Annotated in this window: 22 protein-coding genes; 7 read left to right on the plus strand and 15 right to left on the minus strand. The window is 65.2% G+C overall.

The window, feature by feature from the left end; translation table 11 throughout:
• Positions 1-288 precede the first annotated feature (288 nt).
• From tyrS to AC4D2Q_RS06360, 3 genes are all read right to left on the minus strand, one after another.
• Positions 289-1,602: a tyrosine--tRNA ligase gene (gene tyrS, locus AC4D2Q_RS06350; protein WP_490927452.1), complete on the minus strand. Its 1,314-nt coding sequence runs from the start codon at positions 1,600-1,602 to the stop codon at positions 289-291.
• A gap of 19 nt (positions 1,603-1,621) precedes the next feature.
• Positions 1,622-3,889, minus strand: a complete 2,268-nt coding sequence (locus tag AC4D2Q_RS06355) for a HelD family protein (protein ID WP_490945717.1) — start codon at positions 3,887-3,889, stop codon at positions 1,622-1,624.
• Between the two features lie 167 nt (positions 3,890-4,056).
• Positions 4,057-4,614, minus strand: coding sequence for an adenine phosphoribosyltransferase (locus tag AC4D2Q_RS06360; RefSeq protein WP_490945718.1), 558 nt, complete (start codon positions 4,612-4,614; stop codon positions 4,057-4,059).
• 177 nt (positions 4,615-4,791) lie between these two features.
• On the opposite strand from AC4D2Q_RS06360, the gene AC4D2Q_RS06365 reads away from it, so the two are divergent.
• Complete coding sequence (locus tag AC4D2Q_RS06365; RefSeq protein ID WP_490945719.1) at positions 4,792-5,787, plus strand: aldo/keto reductase; 996 nt, start codon at positions 4,792-4,794, stop codon at positions 5,785-5,787.
• A 112-nt stretch (positions 5,788-5,899) separates the two neighbouring features.
• On the opposite strand, the gene AC4D2Q_RS06370 is transcribed toward AC4D2Q_RS06365, so the two are convergent.
• Complete coding sequence (locus AC4D2Q_RS06370) at positions 5,900-6,547, minus strand: DNA-3-methyladenine glycosylase (protein WP_490945720.1); 648 nt, start codon at positions 6,545-6,547, stop codon at positions 5,900-5,902.
• Positions 6,548-6,626: 79 nt separating this feature from the next.
• Entirely contained in the window at positions 6,627-7,475 is an 849-nt protein-coding gene (locus tag AC4D2Q_RS06375; RefSeq protein ID WP_490945721.1) for an SRPBCC domain-containing protein, read from the minus strand.
• A gap of 583 nt (positions 7,476-8,058) precedes the next feature.
• On the opposite strand from AC4D2Q_RS06375, the gene AC4D2Q_RS06380 reads away from it, so the two are divergent.
• The gene (locus AC4D2Q_RS06380) at positions 8,059-9,444 is read left to right on the plus strand and encodes an HNH endonuclease signature motif containing protein (RefSeq protein WP_490945722.1); all 1,386 of its coding nucleotides are present in this window, start codon (positions 8,059-8,061) and stop codon (positions 9,442-9,444) included.
• A gap of 130 nt (positions 9,445-9,574) precedes the next feature.
• Here AC4D2Q_RS06380 and AC4D2Q_RS06385 read toward each other — a convergent pair whose 3' ends face one another.
• The 10 genes from AC4D2Q_RS06385 to argC form a co-directional block, all read right to left on the minus strand.
• Complete coding sequence (locus AC4D2Q_RS06385) at positions 9,575-10,420, minus strand: maleylpyruvate isomerase family mycothiol-dependent enzyme (protein ID WP_490945723.1); 846 nt, start codon at positions 10,418-10,420, stop codon at positions 9,575-9,577.
• A 298-nt stretch (positions 10,421-10,718) separates the two neighbouring features.
• Positions 10,719-11,237 (minus strand): pyridoxine/pyridoxamine 5'-phosphate oxidase, encoded by a 519-nt coding sequence (locus AC4D2Q_RS06390; RefSeq protein ID WP_490927416.1) that lies wholly within the window; start codon positions 11,235-11,237, stop codon positions 10,719-10,721.
• A gap of 147 nt (positions 11,238-11,384) precedes the next feature.
• Positions 11,385-12,842 carry an argininosuccinate lyase gene (argH, locus tag AC4D2Q_RS06395; RefSeq protein ID WP_490945724.1) on the minus strand — a complete coding sequence of 486 codons (1,458 nt, stop codon included), beginning with the start codon at positions 12,840-12,842 and terminating at the stop codon, positions 11,385-11,387.
• 3 nt (positions 12,843-12,845) lie between these two features.
• A complete protein-coding gene (locus AC4D2Q_RS06400; protein ID WP_490927414.1) occupies positions 12,846-14,054 on the minus strand; it encodes an argininosuccinate synthase in 1,209 nt (402 codons plus the stop codon).
• Positions 14,055-14,154: 100 nt separating this feature from the next.
• A complete protein-coding gene (locus tag AC4D2Q_RS06405; protein ID WP_400925803.1) occupies positions 14,155-14,691 on the minus strand; it encodes an arginine repressor in 537 nt (178 codons plus the stop codon).
• Entirely contained in the window at positions 14,688-15,671 is a 984-nt protein-coding gene (gene argF, locus AC4D2Q_RS06410) for an ornithine carbamoyltransferase (protein WP_490927413.1), read from the minus strand. The genes AC4D2Q_RS06405 and argF overlap by 4 nt, the downstream gene beginning before the upstream one ends.
• Positions 15,668-17,041: an acetylornithine transaminase gene (locus AC4D2Q_RS06415; RefSeq protein ID WP_490945725.1), complete on the minus strand. Its 1,374-nt coding sequence runs from the start codon at positions 17,039-17,041 to the stop codon at positions 15,668-15,670. Before AC4D2Q_RS06415 ends, argF begins: the two co-directional genes overlap by 4 nt.
• Positions 17,038-17,961: an acetylglutamate kinase gene (gene argB / locus AC4D2Q_RS06420; RefSeq protein ID WP_490945726.1), complete on the minus strand. Its 924-nt coding sequence runs from the start codon at positions 17,959-17,961 to the stop codon at positions 17,038-17,040. The genes AC4D2Q_RS06415 and argB overlap by 4 nt, the downstream gene beginning before the upstream one ends.
• Before the next feature lie 12 nt (positions 17,962-17,973).
• Positions 17,974-19,194 carry a bifunctional glutamate N-acetyltransferase/amino-acid acetyltransferase ArgJ gene (gene argJ / locus AC4D2Q_RS06425; RefSeq protein WP_490945727.1) on the minus strand — a complete coding sequence of 407 codons (1,221 nt, stop codon included), beginning with the start codon at positions 19,192-19,194 and terminating at the stop codon, positions 17,974-17,976.
• Positions 19,194-20,225: an N-acetyl-gamma-glutamyl-phosphate reductase gene (argC, locus tag AC4D2Q_RS06430; protein WP_490945728.1), complete on the minus strand. Its 1,032-nt coding sequence runs from the start codon at positions 20,223-20,225 to the stop codon at positions 19,194-19,196. The genes argJ and argC overlap by 1 nt, the downstream gene beginning before the upstream one ends.
• 166 nt (positions 20,226-20,391) lie before the next feature.
• On the opposite strand from argC, the gene AC4D2Q_RS06435 reads away from it, so the two are divergent.
• The 5 genes from AC4D2Q_RS06435 (at position 20,392) to AC4D2Q_RS06455 (ending at position 26,671) form a co-directional block, all read left to right on the plus strand.
• On the plus strand, positions 20,392-21,357 hold the full coding sequence (locus AC4D2Q_RS06435) for a quinone oxidoreductase family protein (protein ID WP_490927408.1): 966 nt from the start codon (positions 20,392-20,394) through the stop codon (positions 21,355-21,357).
• 286 nt (positions 21,358-21,643) lie between these two features.
• Positions 21,644-23,185: a GT4 family glycosyltransferase PelF gene (gene pelF, locus AC4D2Q_RS06440; RefSeq protein WP_490945729.1), complete on the plus strand. Its 1,542-nt coding sequence runs from the start codon at positions 21,644-21,646 to the stop codon at positions 23,183-23,185.
• On the plus strand, positions 23,182-24,513 hold the full coding sequence (locus AC4D2Q_RS06445) for a hypothetical protein (RefSeq protein ID WP_490945730.1): 1,332 nt from the start codon (positions 23,182-23,184) through the stop codon (positions 24,511-24,513). The genes pelF and AC4D2Q_RS06445 overlap by 4 nt, the downstream gene beginning before the upstream one ends.
• The gene (locus tag AC4D2Q_RS06450; protein WP_490945731.1) at positions 24,510-25,199 is read left to right on the plus strand and encodes a spherulation-specific family 4 protein; all 690 of its coding nucleotides are present in this window, start codon (positions 24,510-24,512) and stop codon (positions 25,197-25,199) included. Before AC4D2Q_RS06445 ends, AC4D2Q_RS06450 begins: the two co-directional genes overlap by 4 nt.
• 239 nt (positions 25,200-25,438) lie before the next feature.
• Positions 25,439-26,671 carry an endo alpha-1,4 polygalactosaminidase gene (locus AC4D2Q_RS06455; protein ID WP_490945732.1) on the plus strand — a complete coding sequence of 411 codons (1,233 nt, stop codon included), beginning with the start codon at positions 25,439-25,441 and terminating at the stop codon, positions 26,669-26,671.
• Positions 26,672-26,786: the final 115 nt, after the last annotated feature.

A 26,786-nucleotide genomic window follows, 5' to 3' on the forward strand; every position in this document is an offset into this window, starting at 1 on the left:
TCTCCGCTGCTGTGTTGTGGGATGTTGCCGGATCCGGGAGTCTCGCTTGCAGACCATGTCCGCTGGGCGCTCTCCGGGGCAACTCACTCAACTTTACACAGCCTTACCGGTCCGTGCAACCCGGAAGCATGTGATCTGCTGCACGCTGTACACCCGTTAACTCCGGGGTATGCAGAAGGCCGGCTTTCGATCTCCTGTCACCCCGGATATCCAGGATGACGGGAGCCGAAAACCGGCCTTCCACTGTGATCAATGCACGATCAGAACACGCTGATCAATGCGATGAACTCAGGAAGCACTGACTTCCACCGTGGCCAGAGTGCGCTTGCCGCGGCGCAGCAGCAGATACTTGCCGTGCAGCAGATCATCACTTCCAATGACTGCCTCTGCATCAGTGATTTTGCGGTTGTTGACGTATGCCCCGCCTTCGGAGACCGTCCGCCGCGCGGCGGAGTTGCTGCCGGACAGTCCGGAGGCAACCAGCAGGTCAATGATTCCCAGTCCGCTGCTGTTCACAACCACCCGCGGGAGTTCCGCAGTGGCTGCACTCAGTGTGGCTTCGTCAAGGTCGCTGATTTCACCCTGTCCGAACAGTGCGGCGGAGGCGGCAATAACCTTCTCGGTTGCTTCCACCCCATGGATCAGGGACGTCACGTCGTAGGCCAGCCGGCGCTGCGCTGCCCGCTTGTGCGGTTCTTCGGCAACGGAGACGGCAAGCTCTTCGATTTCTGCCTTGGTCAGGAAGGTGAAGACCTTGAGCCGGTCAACGACGTCGGCATCCGACGTGTTCAGCCAGAACTGGTACATCGCGTACGGGCTGGTCATGGCGCTGTCCAGCCAGATGGCGTTGCCCTCGCTCTTGCCGAACTTGGTGCCGTCCGAGTTGGTGATCAGCGGGGTGCCCAGAGCATGGACGCTCTTGCCCTCCACCTTGCGCACCAGCTCGGTGCCCGAGGTGAGGTTGCCCCACTGGTCCGATCCACCGGTTTCCAGCACGCAGTTGTAGTCGCGGAAGAGCTGGAGGTAATCCATGCCCTGCAGCACCTGGTAACTGAACTCGGCGTAGGAAATGCCTTCGTCGGAGTTGAGGCGCGAGGAGACAATCTCCTTCTTGATCATGGTGCCCACCCGGAAGTGCTTGCCGATGTCCCGCAGGAAGTCGATGGCACTCATGGGCGCGGTCCAGTCAAGGTTGTTGACCATCTGCGCGGCGTTCTGCCCCTCGAAGCTGAGGAAGCGCTGCACCTGTCCCTGCAGGTAGCCGACCCATTCGGAGACGGTTTCCTTGGTGTTCATGGTGCGTTCGGCCGTCGGGCGCGGGTCACCGACCAGGCCGGTGGATCCTCCCACGAGGGCCAGCGGACGGTGGCCGGCCAGCTGCAGGCGGCGCATCGTCAGCAGCTGCACCAAGTTGCCCAGGTGCAGGCTCGGCGCTGTGGGATCGAAGCCGCAATAATAGGTAATCGAATCCCCGGCGAGCAGTTTCTCCAGTTCGGCTTCATCGGTGGAGACCTGGACCAGGCCGCGCCACTTCAGTTCCTGCCAAACGTTGGGAAAGGTCGGATCATTCTTCTGGGCGCTCAGGCCCGCTGGGGTTTCGATAGTCACGTCTTCCAAAATATCAGTCTTCTTCTTCGACAATGCCCGCGGGAACCGGGCCGGCGGCAATAAGACGCAGGCGCTGCGTAGGACGGGTCATCGCAACATACAGGTCCCCCACCTTGCCGGCGGCAGCGGTCAGCAGTTCTTCCGGCTCCAGGATGACGACGCCGTCGAACTCCAGTCCCTTGGCCTCGCGCGGCGAGGTGACCACGATGTCCTGTTCCAGTCCGCCGGCTCCGGTGCCCAGGCGCTTGCCGTACACCGCTCCGATTTGCCGGCGCACGGCATCGAGGTGGTGTTCCTCGGCGATGACCGCCAGCAGGCCGCCTTCCAGGGCCGCCAGATCCTCCGGCAGCGTCTCCATCAAACGGGCAACGAGACCACCCTCGGGCACCCGGTCAACGAACGGCGCCCAGCGTCCCTCGCGGACCGCCTTCGGCGCGGAAACCACCAGTCCGGCGGCGTTGGCCATGCGGACCGCAGCTTCGGCGATCTGCGCCGGAGTGCGGTAATTCACGGTCAGCTCTTCCAGCGTCCAGCGCTCCCCCACGAACGGCGTCAGCGCCTGCTGCCAGGAGGTGGCGCCGGCGGCGGAGCTGGTCTGGGCAATATCGCCCACCACGGTGAAGGACTTCAGCGGGCAACGGCGCATCAGCAGGCGCCACTGCATGGCGGAAAGTTCCTGCGCTTCATCCACCACAATGTGCCCGAAGGCCCAGGTGCGGTCGACGGCGGCGCGGTCGGCGGCGGTCAGGCGCGCTTCCCCTACGGTGTTGTGGTCCGCCAGGTCCTCGGCGGACAGGATCCCGTGGGCACCGGAATCTTCCAGGAAGCCTTCGGTGTTTTCGATGGCGCGCTCGGCGTTGGCCAGGTCCCGCTTGCGCTGTTCTTCGCGCAGGGCATGGTCGCGGCCGGCGGAGGCATCCAGCTCACCTAGCAGTTCGGCTGCCTCATCCAGCAGCGGAACATCGGCTTCCGTCCACGGCGCATCCGGGCTGCGGCGCAGCAGGCGGATTTCCTCGTCGCTCAGGTCCGGAGCTGCCCCTTCAAGGTGTCCGGGCTTGCTGAAGAGTTCGGAGAGCAGTTTCTCCGGTGTCATCGGCATCCAGCACAGGTTCAGGGCCACGCGCACGTCGCGTGAGGCACGCACATCCTCGGCCAGATACGCGCGGTCGGTGCTGTTGCCGGCACCTGCGGACTCTTCGAGCTGTTCAGTGAGCTGTTCGGTAAGTTCGCGCAGGAGGATCTTCACGAAGGTAACGCGGGCCTCGTTGTGCGGCTTGCCAGTGGCGCGCGCCTTGTCGCGGGCACGCTGGACCATCTTCGGCGTCAGCGTGAGGATGGTTCCCTCCACGTTCAGCTTCCGCGGTTCCGGCAGCATGCGCTGGCGGTTGGCAACAGCGCGCGCGACGACGTCGGCCATGGAAATCCGGCCCTTGATCTCGGCAACGTGCGCGTTCTCTTCCGGAACGGCGGTGATGCCCGGCATGAGCTGTCCCAGGCTGGACATGACGACGCCGGTCTCACCCAGGGACGGGAGGACGCGTTCGATGTAGCGGATGAACGCATTGGAAGGACCCACAAGCAGCACGCCGGCGGACTTGAGCCGTTCGCGGTGCGTGTACAGCAGGTACGCCGCACGGTGGAGTGCGACGGCGGTCTTTCCGGTTCCCGGTCCGCCCTGGACGACGAGGGTGCCCGCCAGCGGTGCACGGATGATGCGGTCCTGCTCGGCCTGGATGGTGCCGACGATGTCCGACATCTGTCCGGTGCGCTTGGAGTTCAGGGCGGCCAGCAGTGCACCTTCGCCCTGCAGCGCTTCCTCTTCCTCGAGCATGCTGTAGTCCAGCACGTCGTCTTCGATGGCCTGGACGCTGCGGCCCTTGAGGATCAGGTGGCGGCGGCGTCGAACGCCCTGGCGTTCAAAGGCGGTTGCCTGGTAGAAGGTGCCTGCTTCCGGCGCCCGCCAGTCCACCATCAGCCGCTGCAGATCAGCGGTGGAGAGGCCGATCCGGCCGATGTAACGCTCCTCGCCGTCGTCGAGGTCCAGCCGGCCGAAAACCAGGCGGTCGTCAACGGCGTTCAGCTGTGCCAGGCGATCCTCATACATCGTGGCAAAGGCATCGCGCTCGGAGCGGTTCTGATGTGAACCGGCCGAGGTGCTGCGCCGCACCTGGGCCAGCTGCTCGCGCTTTTCTTCACGGAGTTCATCGAGTCGTGAGTACAAACCGGCGACGTAGTGTCGCTCATGTTCCAGCTCATGGTGGGCAGAAGACGTTTCAGGCATGTTCGCGTTCCCTCTCGCAAAGGCAGACCCACAAGTTTAGCGTGCATTTGGACTTTTTCCATGCACTGAGCTATTTAAGTGACGCCGGCCCTTGCCGGATGGGTCTTAGTGCGTCTCACTCCGGAGACGCGGTGATGCTCCGCCGTGCGGAAGAGCGGAAAATGGGGTTAGTAAGCGACCAGGGCGTGCACTGGGTAACCTGCCAGCGCGTCGCGTCCGCCGAGGTCCTTCAGTTCCAGGACGACGCCGAATCCGGCCACTACGGCGCCGGCCTTCTCGATGAGCCGGGCCGTTGCACCGAGGGTCCCGCCGGTGGCGAGCACATCGTCCAGGATGAGGACGCGCGAACCGGCCGGAATGTCATCCTGATGAACTTCCAGCGTGTTCTCGCTGTATTCCATGGAGAAGCTCTCGGAAAACACGCGGCGCGGCAGCTTGCCGGGCTTGCGGATGGTGAGGACGCCCTTGTCAGCTGCATAGGCCGCTGCTGCGGCGAGGAGGAACCCGCGGGCTTCAACCCCGGCCACGTAGTCGAAGCGTCCCTCATACTCGGCCAGCAGAGCATCGACAACGCCGCGGAACGCGGGACCGTCGGCAAAAACAGGCGTCAGGTCGCGGAAGACGACTCCCGGCTTGGGGTAATCCGGCACAATTGCGCCCAGTCGTTCAATGGTTTCGGCAATGGGCTCAATGTTCTGTGCGGCGTCCGCGGGCGTTTCTTTCACGCATCCACCTTACCCGCTCAGCTGCGGCGCCTCGTGGCTGACGGGGGCAGCTGTGGCACTTCTCTCGACGGCCCGCGGCTCCGAAGGGTGGCGGAATAAAGCCTCCGGGAAGGCAGTTGCCACGTTTCAGCGGGTCCTTCGGAGAGGACCCGGAATCAACAGCAAGGATTGAAACACATGGTTAACCTGCACGAAGTGCTGAAGAACAAGATCGGATTCGGGACGGCTCCGCTGGGAAACATGTTCCGAGACATTCCCCAGGACGAGGCACTGGCCACCGTCGAGGCCGCCTGGAATGAAGGCATCCGTTACTTCGATACCGCTCCGTTCTACGGAGCCGGTTTGGCTGAATCACGCTTGGGCGAGGTGCTCTCCCAGCACCCCCGCGACGAGTTTGCCCTGAGCACCAAGGTGGGGCGGCTCATCCTGGACGAAGAGGAAGAGAAGAGCGACGGCCTCTTCAACCACGGACGGGCGAATAAGATCGCCACGGATTACACGGCCGATGCCACGCTGCGGTCCATCGAGGAAAGCCTGACGCGGCTAAAGACCGACCGCTTGGACTTTGTCTTCATCCACGACACATCCCGGGACTTCCTGGGCGACGAATGGGTGGCCAAGTTCAATGAGGCCCGAACCGGCGCGTTCCGCGTTCTGGCCCGGCTGCAGGACGAAGGCGTGATCCAGGGCTGGGGCCTCGGGGTCAACACCACCGAGCCCATCGAGCTGGCCATGGACATGGATGTGGCGGCTCCGACCATGAGCCTCTCCGCCACCCAGTACACCCTGCTGCAGCACGAGCGTGCCCTGCAGCGCATGATGCCCGCTGCACAGGAAAAGGGTGTGGGAATCGTCGTCGGCGGCCCATTCAATTCCGGTGCCCTGCTGGGCGGGGACTACTTCGATTACGCGGAGATTCCTCCGGCGGTCAAGGAGCGGATCGCGCGGCTGACGGCAATCGCCCAGCGGCACGACGTGAGCCTGAAGGCAGCTGCGCTGCAGTTCTCCACGGCCCACCCCGCGGTGGCTGCGGTCATCCCCGGTTCCAGCCGGCCCGAGCGCGTCGCTGAGGATGTCGCGGCCATGAAGGCACAGATTCCCGGCGCCTTCTGGGACGAGTTGCTGGAGAACAAGCTGATCTCTGCGCAGGCGCCCCTGCCGAGCGCCGCATAGAAAGATCCTGCTGCCGGCAGGATCCAGGTTGGGGCGGCGTCCGGGAGGTTCTTCCCGGACGCCGCCTTTGCGTTTTCCAGCTGCCGGGCCCGACTATTAGGGCCTTTTCCGGCTACCGGGCAGTCGCACCAGCGGCAGTCGGGCGCTTGCGGGCGGCTGCCGGACGGTATTTCGAGACTGTGGGATCGTCGGTCAGCCAGAAACGCCACGGGTATTCGTCGCTGCCGCCGGCTCCGCTGACCCCCACTCGGGGGCCGGAGGAAACCAGTGCGTCTGCCACCGGCTGATCGGGCAGTTCGAGGCGCAGCGGAGCGGCAAAGACGTCGGCTCCGTCGAGATCCCGGTTGATGCCGAGGGCCTGGGCCAGCCGGGCCGGCCCGCGGGCCAGATCCAGGTCGGTGCGCGGATTGTTGCGTCGGGCCCGTGCGGTTTCGATTCCCTCAACGATCTCCCCGCTCCGCAGCAGCAGCCCGGTGGCAAACCCTTCCTCGCCACACACCACGTTGGCGCAGTAATGCATTCCGTACGTGAAGTAGACGTAAAGATGGCCGGCGGGACCGAACATGGTGTTGTTCCGTGCCGTGCGTCCGCGGAAAGCGTGGGACCCGGGGTCAACATCACCCATGTAAGCCTCCACCTCGGTGACGCGGACGCTCACCGGACCCCCGCCGTCGTCGTGCGTGAGGACCGATCCCAACAGGAGGCGGGCGGCGCTGGTGGCCGGCACCGCAAGCCTCGACCTTGCGCTTGTGTCTTCCATACTTTGACCGTAGCAAGTGCAGGGCGGCTCAGCAGAATCAGCGCCGCAGTGCCGGACCCAGTGCTTCCCTGCGGCCTGCTTAGACCATGGACCGGTAAAACTGTTCCAATGCCGCCAAGCGGTGCGAATTGGGGTGGGGCATGCTGCCGTCCAGCTGATCGCGAACCGCGTCCAGCGTCACATGCCAGGCCGCCAGCAGCGCCGCCGTCTGGTCCGGGCTTACGGTTACGGGCTGGCGGAGCGTGAGCCTTGTTTCATCGCCGTCGTCGGCCATTTCCATCTGCGCCTCAGCGCCTAAACCCAGCCTCCGGGCGGCGGCGTTGGCGGCGGCTTCCACATCCTCGGACGGCGCACGGTACCAGCGCTCAAATACCAGTTCCGTATCGGGTCCCGAGCCCGAGACCAGACCCATCGTGGGTGAGATGTTGAAGTCCTCGGCGTAGGCATCGCGCAGTGTCAGCCATTGCTCCCTGCTGTCCGGCTGGGGTTCTCTACCTGCTGCGACGTGGGCGAATGCGTACAGGATGCCCTGCCAGCCCGCGCTGCCCTCAGCCAGGAAATCGGGTGTGTCGGTCCGGGAGCGAAACAGCAGCAACGCTCCCCCGCTGCTCTCCAGCACCTGCCATTCCAGCACGGAGTCTGAGCCCAGCTGGTCTTCCCACGTGATCTGCAGGCTCGAGCGGGGTTCCAGCTGGAGCACCGTTCCGGAACTGGACCCGCCGTCCATGTCCAGCGTGTATTCCTTGCCCAATTGCCATTCGGGGCTTATCTGCCCAAGCCAAAGGGAGATCTTCCCGGGGTTGGTCAGGATGTCCCAGATGTGTGCGGCGGGATAGTCGAACTGGCGGTCAAAGGCCAAAGCAAATCCGTCTGAAAGCTTCTCGATGCGGCCTTCGGGAACGGGCGCGGAGCTGAACTGTCCTGGCATCACAAGGTCCTCCTGTCCGGAATCCACCGGGGTGGGCTTTTCCAGCCTAGCTTCCAGCCCGAGGTACCGTAAGGCTCGCGGGACAGGCCCGGGGACCGGTCACAATACTCGCTTTTTTCCACGTACTACGCGGTGATCTGGCCGGGCTAAGGGGGCCTGAAATGTCGGTGGCGGCTGACAGCCTTCAGTCATGGATACGACGACGGCGTACGGCAAGCGAGTAGACCCTCCTCCCGATCCTTGGTGGTTTCCTGATTCGAGCTGGCCCGCCGGCCGGAACGATGACGGGTGTTCCGACGGAGGGCTTGCAGCCCGGGCGGAGGGTTCGGCGGGGCTGGACGATGCAGCGTGTGAAACCGGTACAGATGAAGGATCGATGTTCTCCGCGGATCAGATTCGGGGCAGCGATTGCATTCCTCGGTCGGCTTCAGGTTTTCCCGACGGTCTCAGCGGCTGCTTGCGGCTAAGCCCGGCCGGTTCCCTGAATCAGGAGCGAACAGGTTCGGCCCTGCAGGGCCTGCGGCTGCTGGAGGGTTGGGCAGCAGCCGCCAGGGTGCGTCTGATCTATCGGCAGCATTTGCTGATGATTGAGGAACTCCAATCTTTCAACGCTGAGCACGCCGCGGAGGATGCCGCCAACGGCAGAGCTGCCGTTACGCGAGCAGTGGACGCCGGTCTGGCCTTCAGTCTCATCGCGACTGAAGTAGCAACGATGCTTGGCATCCCGGAGGGGACAGCCAAGGCTCTGGTTGATGAAGCCTGCGAACTTTGTGAACGATGCCCCAGCACCTTGGACGCGCTGGAACGTGCGGCAGTTACTCCGGCCCAGGCCCTGACGATCCTTGACCAGACGCGTTCGCTTGTCGCAGAGGAACTTCCTCCCCATGCGGTTCCGGCCCAGGAGGCACAGGTTTTTCCTCCCGGTGCAGCCCTTGCCATGGAACAAGAGCTATTGAAGCTGGCCCCGGGACTGACGAACGCGCAGTTGGTCCGGAAGGCCCGCCGCCTTCGGGAAAGGAGCTATCCGGAAACCATTCCCGTACGCCACCGGAAAGCATTTGAGCAGCGGAGGGTCTGGTTCCAGCCTCAGCCCGACGGCATGGGACACCTCACGGCGTACCTGCCCGCGGACAAAGGACAGGGCATCTTCGGCGCACTCACCGGCGCAGCGCGCGGAGAACAGCTTCTGGGCGACCCGCGCGGCTTGGACCAACTTCGCGCTGACATCCTGGCCAGCCTGCTCCTGCACACGCCCGAACCGTGGATCGGCGAACCGGATGCCTACAGCGGCCGGGATGACGCCGAGGCCGGGTCTGGTGCTGGTGCTGGTGCTGCCGGAGGTGCGGCTATCGAGAGAGATGAACACGAGACCGGCCCCGGAGGCAGTCGCGACACTCCTCAGCTTCCTTCCGGAACCGTCGCGGAGATCATGGTGCTCATCAACGCAGACACGCTCTTCGGCGCCGATAATGCCCCTGCAGAACTCGCCGGCTACGGACCTATCAGCGCAGAGGCCGCCCGCAGGCTCTCCCGAACCGCCTGCCGGTGGACCGGACTGGTCCAAGATGCCCGCACAGGCGAAGTTCTGGGAGTGGGACGGCGGCGAAAGGTGCCGGCCGGCCTGCGACGCTGGCTGCAGGCGCGGGATCAAACGTGCCGGTTCCCGGGCTGCAGTACCGGCACGGCCAGGACCGAAGCGGACCACACCATTCCGTGGGCACAGGGCGGTCCAACCGAGCACTGGAATCTGGCGAACCTCTGCAAGAAGCACCATCGGCTGAAAACCCTGGGCCATTGGAAAGCCCGACAGGTATCACCGGGCGTGCTGGAGTGGATCTCACCTTTGGGACGGCATTATCAAACCCAGCCGGAGCTTACCCTCGGCCAGCTCCGATCCCCTCTGGACGCAACGCATACTAACGCAGGGTCTGAGTCGGGCTCGGAGTACGTCGAACCGCCGCCGTTTTGATCTCCTCCGGTGTTCCTGAACGGGAGAACTGAACGTGGCCGGTGCACCTGAACAGGAGAACTGAACGTGACCGGTGCACCTGAAGGTGAACGGCTAGCACCCGGTTGACCGTTGGCTGGCTCCGCGGCCGCTACTTGGCCGGGATACCTGACGGCCAGGGCAGGAGGCTGGGAAGGTCGACAGCATCGGCATCTGCTTCAGCCCGCAGGCTCCCCAGATTGGGGGTTCGGCCGGCGAGCCAAGCGGCGATGTCTGTCGCCGTGCCGTTCACCGAGACAGTGCTTCCGTGCACCGACCCAGTGCTTCCGTCCCCCGCGGAGCCCGAAGCCAGCGGAACGGCTGCGAGGACGCGAGGGGCCATTCCAATCGGCTGGATCCTCAGCCGTACTCCGGAAGGAACGCGGGCGGAAAGGAAACCAAAGAGATGTTCGCAGAACTGCGGGGACCAGGCGTCGGCTTCGCCTCCGGTTCCCAAATCGGTGCCATGGATAACGAGTTCACGCCACAATGCCAGTCCGCCGTCCCGCACCACTCCGCCGCGGTACGAGATCGGAATGCGCCAGTCGGACTCCTGCAAGTTGCGGAAGGCAGACAACGCGCCGTTCAAACTTGCATCCAGCTGTTGTCGGTGCAGCTCGGCTGAACGCACGGCTCCTTCTTCGATCGCCCGGTTGCGGCCGTCCGACCCGCCGTCGTAAAGGTCAATGGTCTCGCCGTCCGCAGCGTATCTGAGCTGTCGTTCCATGGCATCAGCGACTCCGGCCACGTGCGCCAGAACATGTCCTCGTGACCATCCTGGAAGACGCGACGCATCCTGGACATCGGCATCCTGCAGAGAACCCGCGTGCTCCATGAAGACTGCTGCAGCAGACTCCAGATAAGACATCAACTGGGAGGAAGACGGCCGGGGCGAGGGCTTGGGAACGGAGGGCCGGGAGGAACGGGAGGAACCCGTGGCATCGGAGGGACCAGTCATTGACACACCATAGAGCGCCGGAACCGGTTTGCCACCACTCGGAGCGGCTTTGGGGTCACCCGGGATTAAGGGCACCCGGAATCTTGTGCACCCGAAACCCCGGCACGTGTCAGATGCTTCAACCGGGTCATGCCGGTACCAGCTCCTAACGTGTTGAGAAGTGGTTAAGAGCGGGATCCGAACTGGTTGAGAACTGGTTGAGAACTGGTTAGAAGCGGGATCCGAACTGGTTGAGAACTGGTTGAGAACTGGTTAGAAGCGGGATCCGAACTGGTTGAGAACTGGTTTTAGAGCTGGTTTAGAGCTGGTAACGGTGGCGGATGTGCCGTCGGCCGGGGTCGGCCTGCCAGAACTCAATCTCGACGGGCTGCAGTGCGTACAACTGCCACTCGGGGTTGGCCGAGCCGTCACCGGCAGGACGTTCGTCCCAGTCCCGTGCCGATGCTTCGTCAGACAGCTGGACCACGCTGCCGCTGACCCGAATTTGCCGCCCCAGCTCGGACCAGTAAAAGTTCATCGCGGCACGGGGATTGGCTGAGAGTTCCCGGCCCTTCCGCGAGGTGCGGGAAGTCGCAAAGTGCCAGCCGTCGTCGTCGAGGTTTTTCAGAATGAGCATCCGTGAAGACAGGTTCCCGCCTGCGTCTGCCGTCGCCAGCGAAAAGGCATGGGGCTGGCGGACGCCGGCGGCGAGGGCTTCGTCGAGCCAGGAACGGAACAGATCAGCAGGATCAGCCGGCGCCCGGGCAGGATCGAATCCCGGAAGATCTTCAGGGAAGTCGGGCAACGCGCGCAGCATCAATCGGAAGGAGTCGCTCATGGCCTAAGGGTAGCCGCCGGATATGCGGCACGCCCACGGCGCTCGAAGCCACACGGAAAGCGTTCCGAGAGAAGCCGAAAAGACCCCGGAAAGCGATCAGCTCTCCGGGGTCCTTCCGAGGTGCGTATATTCACGCAGCGGATTTGATCAAGCAGCGTAGCTGCGAACCGTCTCCAACTCAGACTTCAGGGCCCCGAGCTGCGCTTCCACGGCAGACCGGGCCGTTCCGCCCTGGCCGCTGCGGCTGTCCAGGGATCCTTCGGTGCTCAGTACGGAGCGGACCTCTGGTGTCAGGTGCGAAGAAATACCTGCATACTCCTCGTCGGTCAGGTCCCAAAGCTCGACGCCGCGGCTTTCCGCCAGCTTCACGGCTGCACCGGAGAGTTCGTGCGCTTCGCGGAAAGGCACGCCCTGGCGGACCAGCCACTCCGCAATGTCAGTAGCGAGAGCAAACCCCTGGGGTGCCAGAGCCTGCATCCGCTCGGTGTTGAACGTGAGCGTAGCGATCATGCCCGAAACCGCGGGCAGCAGCACTTCAAGGGTGTCGGCAGCGTCGAACACCGGCTCCTTGTCCTCCTGCAGGTCGCGGTTGTAGGCCAGCGGAAGACCCTTGAGCGTGGCCAGAAGCCCGGTGAGATCACCAATCAGGCGGCCGGCCTTGCCGCGGGCCAGCTCCGCCACGTCAGGGTTCTTCTTCTGCGGCATGATGGACGAGCCCGTGGAGAAGGCATCATCGAGGGTCACAAAGGAGAACTCCTTGGTGGCCCAAACAATGATTTCCTCGCTGATGCGGGACAGGTCCACACCGATCATGGCGGCCACCCAGGAGAACTCCGCATAGACATCGCGCGAGGCGGTTCCGTCAATGGAGTTCCAGACGGCTGAGGTGAATCCGAGCTCGGTGGCCACCGCGTTGGGATCCAGTCCCAGCGACGAGCCGGCCAAAGCACCGGAGCCGTACGGGGACACCGCTGCACGCTTGTCCCAATCAACCAGACGCTGCACATCGCGCAGCAGTGCCCAGGCATGGGCCAGCAAGTGGTGGCTGAGCAGCACCGGCTGGGCGTGCTGGAGGTGGGTGCGTCCGGGCATGGCCACGCCCAGGTGCTTTTCCGCCTGTTCAACGAGAGCGTCGACGGTGGCCAGTACCCCGGCCGCGATGATGCGGGCATGGTCGCGCAGGTACATCCGGCCCAGGGTGGCGATCTGGTCATTGCGGGACCGACCCGCGCGCAGCTTTCCGCCCAGAGCCGGTCCGGCGCGCTCAATGAGTCCGCGTTCCAGGGAACCGTGGACGTCCTCATCGGAGTCCGCAGGCGTGTAGGCACCCGAGCGGACATCGGCGTCGAGCTCGTCCAGGGCGGCGAGCATGCCCGCCAACTCCTCGTCGTCGAGCAGGCCGGCCGTGTGCAGCACGCGGGCGTGCGCCCGGGAGCCGGCAATGTCATAGCCGGCAAGCCGCCAGTCGAAGTGGGTGGACTTGCTCAGCGCCGCGAGGGCGTCAGCGGGACCGCCTGCAAATCGGCCGCCCCACAACGCGCCCTGGACGGTGGAACCTGCTGCTGCGGGTCCGGCCGGTTCGACCGGCGGCTTGCCGTGATTCATTTCTTACTTACCTTCTGCCAAACGCTGGTCGCGGCCGGAGGCCACCTTGGAGGACATGCCGAACAGCTCGATGAAGCCACGGGCCATGGACTGGTCGAAGCTGTCACCGGTGTCGTAGGTGGCCAGGTTGAAGTCGTACAGCGAGGAATCCGAACGGCGCCCGGTCACTACTGCGCGGCCGCCCTGCATATTCATGCGGACGTCGCCGGACACGTACTTCTGGGTGTCTTCCACGAAGGCGTCCAGGGACTTCTTCAGCGGAGAGAACCACTGGCCGTCGTAGACCAGCTCGGTCCAGCGCTGGCCCACGGTCTTCTTGAAACGGGCCTGCTCGCGCTCAACGGTGACGTTTTCGAGTTCACGGTGGGCGGTCATCAGGGCCATGGCGCCGGGGGCTTCGTAGATTTCGCGGCTCTTGATGCCTACGAGGCGGTCTTCCACGATGTCGATGCGGCCGATGCCCTGGGCTCCGGCGCGGCGGTTCATTTCCTCAATGGCCTGCAGCGGAGTGACGGGCTTGCCGTCGATCGCGACCGGTACCCCCTCCTTGAAGCTGATGACCACTTCGTCAGCGGGAAGGCCGGCTGCGGGATCGGAGGTGTACTCGTACACGTCCGGGGTGGGACCGTTCCAGATGTCTTCCAGGAAGCCGGTCTCCACGGCGCGTCCCCAGACGTTGGCGTCGATGGAGAACGGGTTCTTCTTGGTCGTGACGATCGGAAGGTTCTTCTGCTCGGCGAAGGCAATGGCCTTGTCACGGGTCAGGGCCAGGTCGCGGACGGGTGCGATGCACTTCAGGTCCGGGCCCAGGGTCTGGATGCCGACCTCGAAGCGGACCTGGTCGTTGCCCTTGCCGGTGCAGCCGTGGGACACGGTGGTGGCACCGAACTGGCGTGCCGCTGCAACGAGGTGCTTGACGATCACCGGACGGGAAAGGGCGGAAACCAGAGGATAGGAATCCATGTAGAGGGCGTTGGCCTTCAGGGCCGGCATGCAGTACTCGGAGGCGAATTCGTCCCGGGCATCGGCAACATAGGCTTCGACGGCGCCGCACGCCAGGGCGCGCTGGCGGATGGTTTCCAGGGACTCGCCGCCCTGTCCAACGTCCACCGCCACGGCGATGACTTCGGCACCGGTTGCTTCGGCGATCCAGCCGATGGCTACCGAAGTATCAAGGCCACCGGAGTAGGCCAGAACAATGCGTTCGCTCACGAAATATGCTCCTCTTGCGTAGTGCGCAGCCGCTGCGGGCTGCTGTGTTGATGAAGGTAGATGGAAAGTTACGGGGCCGGAACCGGGAAAGAATCCGGCATCACAGGATGCGGCTGTCCGGAGCCTGGCCGTTGGCGGTGGCTTCGTCCGCAATGCGCAGGAAGCGTGCTGCCACGTCGGCGCCGCCGTTGGGTTCGCGGGTCACCATCACCACGGTGTCATCACCGGCAATGGTGCCCAGAATAGACGGAATCACCGAGTGGTCGATGGCGAGAGCCAGAAAGTTTGCCGCACCGGGAGGGGTCCGCAGCACCACAATGTTGCCGGAGGCCTCCGCTGTGACCAGCAGTTCACCGCAGAGCCGGGCCAGGCGGGCGTCCAGGACCTCAGGCGAGACGCCGGACTGCGGCGCCCGCTGCCCGCCCTCTGAAGGCACCGCGTAAACCAGCACGCCGTCCTTGCCGCGCATGCGCACCGCGCCCAGTTCCACCAGGTCCCGTGACAGGGTGGCCTGGGTGACCTGGACGCCGTCGTCCGCGAGCAGGGCAGCGAGCTCGGCCTGGGAACGCACCGACAGTCCGGTCAGCAGGGCGCGGATACGGGCCTGCCGTGCCGTCTTGGTGGCGGGCATGCTCATGATGCTGCCTCCTCCGCGAATTTGCCCTCGGGAACACCGGTCAGCCCGGAACGGGCCATCAGCCAGAGCATGAGGGCTTTCTGTGCATGCAGACGGTTCTCCGCTTCGTCCCAGACCACGGACTGCGGCCCGTCGAGGACGTCGGCGGAGATCTCGTACCCGCGGTAGGCGGGCAGGCAGTGGAGAACGACGGCGTCGTCCGCGGCCTGCTCCATGGCGGCAGCGTCCACTGCGTAGCTGCGGAAAAGTTCGGAGCGGGCCGCCTTCTCATCTTCCTGGCCCATGGAGACCCACGTGTCGGTGGCGACGACGTCGGCTCCGGCCAAAGCTTCAGCGGCGTCGGTGGTGATCATTACCGAGCCGCCGGTTTCCTCCGCGCGGGCGGCGGCGGCGTCGACCACCAGCGGATCCGGAAGGTAGCCGATGGGGCCGGCAACCCGGACGTGCATTCCCGCCGTGACGCCGGCCAGGAGGTAGGAATTGGCCATGTTGTTGGCGCAGTCGCCCAGGTAGGTCAGGGTGAGCCCGGCGAGCGTTCCCTTGTGCTCGCGGATGGTCATCAGGTCCGCGAGGAGCTGGCAGGGATGGTAATCATCAGACAGGGCGTTGATCACGGGAACCCGGGAAACGGCTGCCATTTCCTCCAGCCCGGCCTGCGCGTAGGTGCGCCACACAATGGTGGACACCATGCGCTCCAGGACCTTCGTGGTGTCCGTAACGCTTTCCTTGTGCCCCAGCTGGGACTCGCCCGCGCCGATGATCAGCGGAACACCGCCCAGGTCGGCCACGCCGGCGGCGAAGGACACGCGGGTGCGGGTTGAGGTCTTGTCGAAAATGACGGCCACGGTCTTGCGGCCCGTGGAGTCACCGGCGAAGGGCTGGTACTTGTACGGATCTTTCTTCAGCACGTCGGCAAGATCCAGCACCTCGGCCTGCTCGGCCTGGGTGAGGTCGGTGTCGACCAGAAAATGGCGAGTCATGATTTTCCTTCTGTTTTTCCGGTGGTCCGTGCGGCTGCGGACGCCAGGATTCCCGGCAGCGCGGTCACGAATGAATCAACCTGTTCACGGGTCAGGATCAGTGGCGGGGCCAGGCGCAGGGTGTGCGGTCCGGTGGAGTTGATGATGAATCCGGCGTCCAGGGCGGCAGCCACCGCGGCCGGTGCCGTATCCCCGGCCAGGTCAAAGCCGATCAGCAGGCCATCCCCGCGGACCTGGACAACGCCGGGAACTGCGGCCAGTGCCCCGCGGAAGTACTCGCCCGTGTCCCGGACCTGGTCCAGCAGTCCGGTGGATTCGATGACGTGCAGCGTGGCCAGCGACGCTGCCGTGGCCACGGGGTTGCCGCCAAACGTGGTGCCGTGCTGCCCTGCGGCCAACAACGACGACGTCGTCTCCCCGAACGTGATCAGCGCGCCCACGGGGAATCCGCCGCCCAGGCCCTTGGCCAGGGTCATGGCGTCCGGCGTCACACCCTCGGAGGCGAACCATTTTCCGGTGCGGCCAATGCCGGTCTGGACCTCATCCACGATCAGCAGGGCGCCGGCGCCGGCGGTGATTTCCCGGGCAGCCTGCAGGTACCCCGGAGGCAGCGGGACCACACCGGCTTCGCCCTGGACGGGCTCCACGAAGACGGCGGCAACAGTGTCATCCACCGCTGCCCGGAGCGCCTCGACGTCGCCGAAGGGCACGTGCTCCACTCCCCCGGGCAACGGTTCGAACGGCGCCCGGTAGACCTTCTTGGCGGTCAGGGCCAGTGCGCCGAGGGTGCGGCCGTGGAAGGCGCCCTCCAGTGCGATGATCCGGGTGCGCCGGGGCTGCCCGCTGTCCCCGTTCGCTGCGTTACCGTCCCCCGCAGCATCCGCCGGCTGCGCTCCGGTGTTGCGCCGGGCCAGTTTGAACGCTGCTTCGTTGGCTTCCGTGCCCGAATTGGCGAAGAAAACCTTGGAACCTTCGGGGGCTCCGGAGAGCTGCAGCAGCTTTTCGGCCAGGGCAACCTGCGTCGGACTGGTGAAGAAGTTGGAGACGTGGCCGAGAGTGGCGAGCTGGCTGCTGATCACGGAGGTGAGGAACGGGTGGGCATGGCCAAGCGCGTTGACGGCAATGCCGCCCAGCAGGTCAAGATAGGCCTTGCCGTCAGCGTCCCACACGGTGCAGCCGCTGCCGCGGACCAGGACCCGCTGGGGTGTCCCGAAGACCCCCATCAGGGCGGAGCCGTAACGCCGCAGCCAGTCCTCGGACGAGCCGGTAAGCCCGGCCAGGGCAGCATCCCCGGCCGAGACCGGGGTGTTCAGCGTCCCGGTGGCATCCGGTGTGCCCGCTTCGTTCTGCAAGGGGGTCAAATTGCTCATGCCTGCTCCTCCGGAACAACCTGCGTGCCGATGCCGGCGGTGGTGAAGACTTCCAGCAGCATGGAATGGGCCATGCGGCCGTCCACCACGGCAGCCCGGTCCACGCCGCCGTCGACCGCTGTGAGGCAGGCCTGCATCTTGGGGATCATGCCCGATTCCAGGGAGGGCAGCATCTCCCGCAGCTCTCCCGCGGTCAGCGCGGAGATCAGGGACGTCTTGTCCGGCCAGTTGGAGTACAGACCCTCGACGTCGGTCAGGACCACCAGCCGGGACGCACCCAGGGCCACGGCCAGGGCAGCCGCGGCGGTGTCCGCGTTGACGTTCAGGACGTCGCTGGTGAGTTCACCGTCCGCGTTGACCTCCGGAGCCACGGTGGAAATCACGGGGATGCGGCCGGCGTCGAGCAGGTCAACGATGGCGGCGGGATTAACTCCGGTCACCTCGCCCACGAGGCCAAGGTCCACTTCTTCGCCGTCGACGACGGTTCCGATGCGTTCGGCCTGGAGCAGCCCGCCGTCTTCGCCGGAGAGCCCGACGGCGTAGGGGCCGTGGGCGTTAATCATGCCTACCAGCTGGCGGCCGACCTGGCCGGTGAGGACCATGCGGACGGCATCCATGGCCTCGGGGGTGGTGACCCGCAGGCCGCCCTTGAACTCGGACTTGATGCCGAGGCGTTCCAGCAGGGAATTGATCTGCGGACCGCCGCCGTGCACCACCACGGGATGCACTCCCACGTGGTGCAGGAAGACGATGTCCTCGGCAAAGGCGCGCCGCAGGTCATCGTTGACCATCGCGTTGCCGCCGTATTTGATCACCATGATGCTGCCGGCAAACCGCTGGATCCAGGGCAGCGCTTCAATGAGCGTGGCTGCCTTGTCCTGTGCGGCCAGCTGTTCCCGAACTTCTGCTGTTGTGCTCATGTCAGTCCCCGATTAGCTGCTGTAGGCCGAGTTTTCGTGGACGTAGTCCGTGGTCAGGTCATTGGTCCAGATGGTGGCGCTTTCCGTGCCGGCGTTCAGGTCTATTTCCACGGTGACCTTGCGTCCCGTCAGATCCACCAGATCGCGTGAATCGCCGATGCCGCCGTTTCGGCACACCTGCACTCCGTTGATGGTGACATTGATCCGGTCGGGTTCAAACGCCGCGTCGGTGGTGCCGACGGCGGAGAGGACCCGCCCCCAGTTCGGATCGTTGCCGAAGATTGCGGTCTTAAAGAGGTTGGAGCGGGTGACGGCGCGGGAGGCGGTTTCGGCGTCGGCCACGGTGGCGGCGTTGATTGTGGTCACGGCGATGTCGTGGCTGGCACCTTCGGCGTCCGTGATCAGCTGCTGGGCCAGGCAGTGGCATACATCGGTGAGGCCGGCGGCGAACTCGGAGGCATCCGGTTCGGTCCCGGAAGCACCGGAGGACATCAGCAGCACGGTGTCATTGGTGGACATGCAGCCGTCGGAGTCGGTGCGGTCAAACGTGATGGCGGTTGCCGTCCGCAGCGCCGCGTCCAGGTCGGCTGCGGGGAGCTTCGCGTCGGTGGTCAGCACCACGAGCATGGTCGCAAGCCCTGGAGCCAGCATGCCGGCGCCCTTGGCCATGCCGCCGATGGTGTAGCCGCTGCCGGAGAACACTGCCTGCTTGGAAACGGTGTCGGTGGTCATGATGGCTTCGGCGGCGGCAGCACCGCCGTCGGCCGCGAGTGCCTGCGCTGCGGCCTCGACACCGGGCAGGATCTTCTCCATGGGCAGCTGCTCGCCGATGAGTCCGGTGGAGCAGACCACCACGTCGGCGGCTGAGATGCCCAGAACCTCGGCCGTCTTCTCGGCCGTGGCGTGCGTGTTCTGGAAGCCCTGCGGTCCGGTGCAGGCGTTGGCGCCGCCAGAATTGAGGATGACGGCGTCGGCCCGGCCGTCGGAAACGACCTGCCGGGACCAGTGGATCGGCGCGGCGGCAACCCGGTTGCGGGTGAACACGGCGGCGGCTGCCTTGGCGGGGCCCTCGTTGACCACCAGTGCCATGTCCCGGCCACCAGAGAGCTTCAGCCCCGCGGTGATGCCGGCGGCACGGAATCCTGCCGGAGCGGTGACGCCTGTGGCTAAGGTGGCGGCACCGGCTTCGGAGCTGCCGTGCGCTGTATCGATGCTGTCTTCGGTGGTGCTCATTACGGGGCAACTCCCTGCGTCATGAGGCCGGCGGTTTCTTCCAGGCCAAGGGCAATGTTCATGGACTGCACCGCGCCGCCGGCGGTGCCTTTGTTCAGGTTGTCGATCACGCAGGTGACAATGACGCGGTTGGCGCGGGCGTCGTAGGCCAGCTGCAGGGCGGCGTAGTTGGAACCCACCACCATTTTGGTGGCCGGCCACTGGCCCTCGGGAAGCAGGCGGACAAAGTGTTCATCGCCGTACGCTTCCTGCCAGGCGGCACGCAGCTGTTCGGCGGTCACGCCGGGGCGCACCTTCGCGGTCGCCGTGGTGAGGATGCCGCGTGCCATGGGAGCCAGGGTGGGCGTGAAGGACACAGTCACGGATTCGCCTGCCGCAGCGGAGAGACCCTGTTCGATTTCCGGCGTGTGGCGGTGTCCGCCGCCCACTCCGTAGGGGCTCATTCCGCCCATGACCTCGGACCCCAGAAGGTGCGGTTTCGCGGCCTTGCCCGCACCGGAGGTTCCGGAGGCAGCAACGATGACCACGTCGTCGGGCTCCAGCAGCCCGGCCGAGAACCCCGGAGCCAGCGCCAGCAGTGAGGACGTGGGATAGCAGCCGGGCACCGCAATCCGGGTGGCGCCCTTGAGCCGGTCACGGTGGCCCGGCAGTTCCGGCAGCCCGTAGGGCCAGGACCCGGCATGCGGTGAACCGTAGAACTTTTCCCAGGCCAGCGGATCCTCGAGCCGGTGGTCGGCTCCGGCGTCGATCACCAGGACGGACGGGTCCAGCTGAGCTGCAATGGCAGCGCTGGCGCCGTGCGGCAGTGCCAGGAAGACGACGTCGTGTCCGGCCAGGTTCTCCACTGTGGTGTCCTCCAGGACCCGGTCCGCGAGCGCATGCAGATGCGGCTGCAGCTCCCCCAGCCGGGAACCGGCGTTGCTGTGCGCGGTGATCGCGCCGATGGAGACGGAGGGGTGTCCGGCCAGCAGGCGCAGCACCTCGCCGCCGGCATAACCGGAGGCTCCTGAGACAGCAACTGAAATCGTCATAGCTTCACCCTACAGCAGATTTATACAGGGATGTTCATATTTATGCATTGATGACGGAGGCGGGCCATCCTGCCCCACCGGCGGGGTTCATGCCCGGAGCTGTGCGGATGGTCGCCGCTGCCCTACCATGGCAGCTAAACGAACGCCGTGACGGAAGAGACATTCCATGCATAAAGCTATTGTGGTCCCCGCACCCGGCGGGCCGGAAATCCTGCGCTTTGAAGACGTGGACCTTCCCGAGCCCGGCCCCAAGGAACTGCTGGTGCGCGTGGCTGCCGCCGGTGTGAACTTCATCGACACCTATAAGCGCAGCGGCGTCTATCCCATGGAGTATCCCTTCATCCCCGGCGTGGAAGCCGCCGGAACCGTGGTCAGCGCCGGCCGCGACGTGGCAGCCTTCCGCGAGGGTGCCAGGGTTGCCACCGCCGAGGGCGGCGGCACCTACTCGGAGTACATGATCGTGGAGGCGGACAAGGCCCTGCCGCTTCCCGACGGCGTCAGCGACGAGGTGGGCGCGGCCCTGCCCATGCAGGGCATGACCGCCCATTATCTGTGCAACTCAACCTTCCCCGTTGAGGAGGGCCAGACTGTCCTGACCCACGCGGGAGCCGGCGGCGTCGGCCTGCTGCTGATCCAGCTGCTGAAGGCCAAAGGCGCCAGGGTCATCACCACGGCCTCCACTGATGAGAAGCGGGAGCTGGCCCGCGCAGCGGGTGCCGACCATGCCCTCGGCTATGACACCTTTGCCGAGGAGGTGCGTCAGCTGACGGACGGCAAGGGCGTGGACGTGGTGTACGACGGCGTGGGCAAGGCAACGTTCGACGGTTCCCTCTCCAGCCTGCGCAAGCGCGGCATGCTGGTCCTGTTCGGCGGCGCGTCCGGCCAGGTTCCGCCCTTCGATATCCAGCGGCTGAACTCCGGCGGATCCCTGTTCCTCACCCGTCCCACGCTGGGCGATTACCTGCTGACCCCGGAGGAACGCCAGTGGCGGGCACACGACCTGTTTGAGATGGTCCGCGAGGGAACCCTGGATGTACGGATCGGCGCCACTTATCCGCTGGCCGAGGCTGCCCGCGCACAGGAGGACCTGGAAGGGCGGAAAACCACGGGCAAGGTGCTGCTGGTTCCGTAGCCGTGATGGGTACTGCCACCCGGTTCCGGGACGGATAAAACCGGGAAGCACAAACCTCCCTCAACACCTATTCGAGAGTGCGTACGTAGCAGGCACGTAGGTGTTACTCGTGATTACGGCACGGACATCATATTTACTGTGATCGATATCTGCCGACGGCATTGACCGTTGCAACCGATGTCGCCAATCTCGTCCGAAAGCCTCAGATGTTCTGTATATCCGTCCTGCCCGAAATGGGAAACCCGCTGACATCTCGGCTTCGCAGCCGAGCCGAAGGGGCAACCGCATGCAAATATCGCTGATCACTGAAGGGACCTACCCGGTTGTCACCGGCGGCGTAAGCACCTGGTGCAACCAGCTCCTGAGCGGAATTCCGGAGCACGACTTCCACATCGTCGCGTTGACCGGCAGCGGAGCCGACAAGCCTGTGTGGGAGGTGCCGCCGAACGTCCGGTCGCTCCGCCTGATTCCGGTGTGGGGACCCTCCGCCTCTCCGCTTCGTCCCACCCTCCGGCGCCGGAGATGGATTGAATCCACCCAGTATGAACTGACCCGGCTGTGGGACGCCGCCCTCGGATCCGATCAGCATGACCCCGTGGGCCGGACCGCGAGCGCACTGCAGCACCTGGTAGGCATCAGCGACCGTGTCGGATTGGCCCACTCTCTTGCAACCCGTGGATCCGTGGCCCCCATCATCGCTGCGTGGACACGGCACATGGTCAGTGCCGGTGAGCCTCCCATCTCGGTCGCAGATGCGGTCATGGCTGCCGGCATCGTGGACCGCGCACTTGCCCTAGTCGATCACCGGCTGGGAAAAGTGGACGTGGTCCATGCCTCCAGCAACGGCCCCTCGTCGCTGCTCGCGCTGGCACAGTCATGGCGCCACGGAACCCCCATCCTGCTGACCGAGCACGGGGTATACCTGCGCGAACGCTATCTGGCGCTTTACGGCGCCAATCTGTCGTGGCCTGTACGGCGTGCGGTGACCGCGTTCCTGCGGCGGTTGTGCCAGGTGGTCAATGTGCAGGCGCACATGGTCCTTCCCGTAAACCAGTTCAACGCCCGGTGGGAGCGCCGGCTCGGTGCGCTTCCGGAGCGCATCCACACCATTCCCAACGGCGTCGATCCCCAGATTTTCCTGCCGGTCACCACGGAACCCGATAAACCAACCATCAGCTTCGTGGGACGCGTCGATCCCCTCAAGGACCTGGAAACACTGATCTCCGCTTTTTCCCTGGTCCGTAACCGGGTGCCGAACGCCCAGTTGCGCATCTTCGGTCCGACGCCGGCGGAAAACGCATCCTATAAAGAGCTGCTGGTTGCCTTGACCCACACACTTGGCGTGGCTGATGCGGTCCACTGGGAAGGACCCAGCAAAGGCAGCCGGCCTGCGATCGAGGCCGGTCACGTAGTAGCACTGTCCAGCGTCTCGGAGGGACTGCCCTTCACCCTGATTGAAGCAATGATGTGCGGCCGGGCCACCATCAACACCGATGTGGGAGGGGTGGGTGAGTGTCTGGACGAGGAGCAGAAAACCGGCATGCTGGTGGCCGCCCGGGACTACGTTGCTTTTGCGGACGCCTGCGTCTCGCTCCTGTCCGATCGGCAGCTGAGGGCCTCCATGGGTGCGGCCGCACGTCAGCGGGCACTTGCCGAATTCACGCTGGAGCGGTGCCTGACCCGGTATCGGGAGGCCTATGCCGCAGCTCGCAGCGGCCGGCTCCTCGCACCGATGCAAAGCGCTGCCGTCCTGGTGCCGCCGGCACCCCTGGCGGCGCCGTCGTCGTCGTTCCGGGTGGACGCAGCTGAGCTGGGACTGTCCGCATGAGCGCGGACAGCCCCGCAGTGCCCGGAGCCGGTGAGCCGGTGGCCGTATTCGAGAATGACCAGGCCGGCTTCGATGCCGTTGATGTGTACGAGATCACCGCCCGGCTGGAGGCGTCAGGCGTCAGCGACCGTACCGCTCGGAAACGCCACGGAGCCAAGGATGTCTTCGATTACGCACATTCCCTTGTCCAGGTGCGTGCCGTTACCCACGCCGCTGACAACCAGGAGTCCTGGGTATCCCGGGATGAGCTGCTGGAGGCCGTCCGACGCGGCATCGTCCTTATTCTGGGCGCCATCCTGGGCGGCCTCACCGCCACGGTCATGGCGGCCAATACCCGGGAAGTCCTGATTGCCGGAATCGGTGCCTGGATTATCGGGCAGTCGGTGTCGGGCATCGTCTGGTCACACGCCAGTGACGGGCAGGTGCACCGCGGAGTTGCCCGCGGAACCGGAGCAACCATTCTCATCATGCTGGTCTTGGCCTGTTGCATGCTGATCTCGCTGGCTGTTCCCGGCCGTGACGGGAGTTTGGCGGGCCTTGTGATGGCGTGGGTCGGGTACTCCTGCGTTGTCTCCATGCTCATCATCCTGGGCCGCTCCTGGTATCTGCTGAGGATCCTGGCCGTTGCTGTTCCCATCGTGGCCCTGGCGCTGGTTCTCGGCCACGGGGCTGCCACCGTCATCGTTCTGGCTGTGGCAGTCCTCGTACTGGCAGCGGTCATTCTGGCCCTGGTGAAGCACCTGCGGGCAAGCAGCGAGCGGCGCCTGCTCGGGCGCGGCGGCTGGGGCGCCGCTGTCGCACCGGCAGCCCAGGCCGCCTTCCTCGCTGCCGCGCTGTCGCTGTCTCTGACCCGGCTGCCGGACTGGGAGGGAACCGCACTCGTGGTAGCCACCGTCGTCGCCGCCGCCTCCACGGACCCGGCCCTGGTCCTTATGCGCCAGAGGCTCATTTGGTCCTCCAAACGGACACCGCTGCTGCGCAACGCAGCCCGCAACGCACGAACACTCACCATGGCAATATCGGCGGCAATAGTTGTCATCTCCGCTTCGGTGTCGATGATTGTGGTGGTTTTCCTGGTCGACGACACCAGGACCGCCACCACGGTTCTGGTCGCCGCGGCCTTCAGCTCCCTGGCCACCACGGCAACAACGCTTGCCGCCTTTGGACTGCCGGGCGGCGGAGTCCTTTTTGCCGGAGGTGCCTGCCTCTCCGCGGGGACCTGGATTGGCGTGGGAAACCTGCCCGGCCTGCTCGTGGCCGTGGCATTCCTGTGCGCCGGCATCGGGGTACTGCTGATGCGCGTTTCCGATCCGCGGACCTACGCATGAGAAAAGCACGGCCCGCAATTCCCTGGTACGTCCATCCGGCAGAAGCTCCGCAGGAATGGGCCTGGCTGGCGGCCCGGCGGCGCAAATTAGCCTTCGCCGTCGTCAATGTCCACAACGGACCGGGGCGCGACGACGACGCGTACTACCCTGCCGCGGTGGCGGAACTGCGCCCCCACGCACGTCTGCTGGGATATGTTCCGGTCGATTACGGAAACCGGCCCGTAGCGGACGTCGCCAGGGACATTAAAAGCTGGCAAAGGACATACGGGCTTGAGGCAATCATGCTCGATGAGCTTCCCTCCGTCCCGGAAAGCCTGGAAAGGTGTGCGCAATACGCCGCTGCGGCCCGGGCGGCCGGGATCACCTTCCTGGCGGCCAATCCCGGCCGTTTTCCGTCGCCGGAACATCTGTTTCTGTTCGACGTCACGGCCGTCTTCGAGGGCACGGCGAAGGACTACGCTAACTTCGCGCAGCCCGAATGGGCGCGCCGCGTGCCGCCGTCGCGGCTGTGGCATCTGGTGTACAGCTGCGACCCCGAAAAGGTCGACGCCGTCTACACCGCAGCGGCAAAACGCGGAGCGGGGTACGCTTTCGCCACCGACCGTTCCCTGCCCAACCCGTGGCGGGGGACGCCCACCGCGGTGTCCTCCCGACTGGCCTCCGACCAACAGGCGGTCTGCCAGTGAGCGGACCTTCCGGAATGCGGCATACGCAGGGGGGGCTGCCCGGCGAGCGCCGCCGTGGTACCTTCATCCCGCAACCGCTCCGATGCCGGCTCAGTGAGCGGGATCGTCACAGGACAAAGGCTCTACCAAGTGGGAGGCACAATGCCGGATGAGCTGCACCCCTCTCTGCTCTACCCGCTGCCGGGCCGTACCGCCGGGGTTTCCGCTTCCCTCCTGGCCGGGCGCGATCGGATTCAGCGATGAAGAACACCCGCCGGGCGGCAGCCGGCGCAGCGCTTCTGACTTTCGCCTTGGCCCTGGCAGGGTGTGCTCCGGACCCCGGCCGGGCGGACACCCGGGGCAACGCTGCTCCGGAGCAGGCGGGCAGTTCGGTCCCGTACTGGGTGCCTGCCCCTGGTGCCAGTTGGCAGTGGCAGCTGAGCGGCGCCCTGGATTTCGAGGTGGATGCGGAGATCTTCGACGTTGACTACGAAACGACTACCCAAGCGGATCTCGACAGGCTGAAGCAGGATGGCCGTCGGACGGTCTGTTACCTCTCGGTGGGTTCCTGGGAGGAATTCCGACCAGATGCTGCCGAGTTCCCGGACGCCGTCCTGGGCGAGGTGCTGGACGGCTGGCCGGACGAACGGTGGCTGGACATCAGGCGCACGGACCTTCTTCTGCCGATCATGGCAGCACGAATGGACACCTGCGTGGACAAGGGGTTCGACGCCGTCGAACCGGACAATGTGGACGGGTACCAAAACGAGTCGGGGTTCGGCCTCACCGCGGACGACCAACTGGCGTACAACCGGGCAATTGCCGGGCTGGCCCATGACCGCGGACTGTCGGTGGCACTGAAGAACGACCTCGACCAGATCCCGGAGCTGGTGGACAGCTTCGACTTCGCCGTAAATGAGGAGTGCATCCTCTATGACGAGTGTGATCTCTACACTCCGTTCACCGATGCGGGCAAAGCCGTGCTGCACGTCGAATACCAAGGGGAGCTGGACTTTTGTGCTGAGTCCCGGCGGCGGGGATTCTCTTCCATGCTCAAACCGCTGGATCTCACGGCGGAACGGTGGGCCTGCCCTGCGGATGCCGTCCAGCCTGTGTTTACTGACGTTCCGCCGGGCACGCAGTTCTACGACGAGATCCTCTGGATGGCTGAAGCAGGCGTCTCCACCGGTTGGCTCGAGGCAGACGGCACCCGGACCTACCGTCCGCTGCAGCCCGTCAACCGCGACGCCACGGCTGCCTTCCTGCACAGGTTTGCGGGGTCCCCGGACTACACAGCTCCCCCAAAACCGGCCTTCCAGGATGTGCCTAGGGGCAACGCGTTCTACCGGGAAATCTCTTGGCTGGCTTCATCAGGCATTTCCACTGGCTGGACTGAGGCAAACGGCACCACGACCTTCCGCCCCTTAACGGCTGTGAAACGTGACGCCATGGCGGCCTTCATGAAGCGGTTCGATACCAAGTACGGGAAGTAGCTCAGGCGCCCGGGGCTTGCCAGGGGCTCTGCCTGACCGCCCCGCAGCCAAGCAGACGAAACACAGAAGAAAAAAGGGCCCCGCCTCAGGTGATCCGGCGGAGGTGATCCGGCGG

The sequence above is a fragment of the Arthrobacter sp. TJ-178 genome (genome assembly GCF_058269275.1).

Excerpts from the sequence above, each read along its gene's own strand:
- AC4D2Q_RS06375 (WP_490945721.1), bottom strand. The coding sequence starts at position 7,475 with ATGCCAGGACAGTTCAGCTCCGCGCCCGTTCCCGAAGGCCGCATCGAG.
- AC4D2Q_RS06405 (WP_400925803.1), bottom strand. The coding sequence starts at position 14,691 with ATGAGCATGCCCGCCACCAAGACGGCACGGCAGGCCCGTATCCGCGCC.
- AC4D2Q_RS06450 (WP_490945731.1), top strand. The coding sequence starts at position 24,510 with ATGAGAAAAGCACGGCCCGCAATTCCCTGGTACGTCCATCCGGCAGAA.
- AC4D2Q_RS06445 (WP_490945730.1), top strand. The coding sequence starts at position 23,182 with ATGAGCGCGGACAGCCCCGCAGTGCCCGGAGCCGGTGAGCCGGTGGCC.
- AC4D2Q_RS06435 (WP_490927408.1), top strand. The coding sequence starts at position 20,392 with ATGCATAAAGCTATTGTGGTCCCCGCACCCGGCGGGCCGGAAATCCTG.
- AC4D2Q_RS06390 (WP_490927416.1), bottom strand. The coding sequence starts at position 11,237 with ATGAGCGACTCCTTCCGATTGATGCTGCGCGCGTTGCCCGACTTCCCT.
- argH (WP_490945724.1), bottom strand. The coding sequence starts at position 12,842 with ATGAATCACGGCAAGCCGCCGGTCGAACCGGCCGGACCCGCAGCAGCA.
- AC4D2Q_RS06355 (WP_490945717.1), bottom strand. The coding sequence starts at position 3,889 with ATGCCTGAAACGTCTTCTGCCCACCATGAGCTGGAACATGAGCGACAC.
- argC (WP_490945728.1), bottom strand. The coding sequence starts at position 20,225 with ATGACGATTTCAGTTGCTGTCTCAGGAGCCTCCGGTTATGCCGGCGGC.
- argB (WP_490945726.1), bottom strand. The coding sequence starts at position 17,961 with ATGAGCACAACAGCAGAAGTTCGGGAACAGCTGGCCGCACAGGACAAG.
- AC4D2Q_RS06415 (WP_490945725.1), bottom strand. The coding sequence starts at position 17,041 with ATGAGCAATTTGACCCCCTTGCAGAACGAAGCGGGCACACCGGATGCC.
- argJ (WP_490945727.1), bottom strand. The coding sequence starts at position 19,194 with ATGAGCACCACCGAAGACAGCATCGATACAGCGCACGGCAGCTCCGAA.
- AC4D2Q_RS06385 (WP_490945723.1), bottom strand. The coding sequence starts at position 10,420 with ATGACTGGTCCCTCCGATGCCACGGGTTCCTCCCGTTCCTCCCGGCCC.
- argF (WP_490927413.1), bottom strand. The coding sequence starts at position 15,671 with ATGACTCGCCATTTTCTGGTCGACACCGACCTCACCCAGGCCGAGCAG.
- AC4D2Q_RS06455 (WP_490945732.1), top strand. The coding sequence starts at position 25,439 with ATGAAGAACACCCGCCGGGCGGCAGCCGGCGCAGCGCTTCTGACTTTC.
- AC4D2Q_RS06365 (WP_490945719.1), top strand. The coding sequence starts at position 4,792 with ATGGTTAACCTGCACGAAGTGCTGAAGAACAAGATCGGATTCGGGACG.
- pelF (WP_490945729.1), top strand. The coding sequence starts at position 21,644 with ATGCAAATATCGCTGATCACTGAAGGGACCTACCCGGTTGTCACCGGC.
- AC4D2Q_RS06370 (WP_490945720.1), bottom strand. The coding sequence starts at position 6,547 with ATGGAAGACACAAGCGCAAGGTCGAGGCTTGCGGTGCCGGCCACCAGC.
- AC4D2Q_RS06380 (WP_490945722.1), top strand. The coding sequence starts at position 8,059 with ATGATTGAGGAACTCCAATCTTTCAACGCTGAGCACGCCGCGGAGGAT.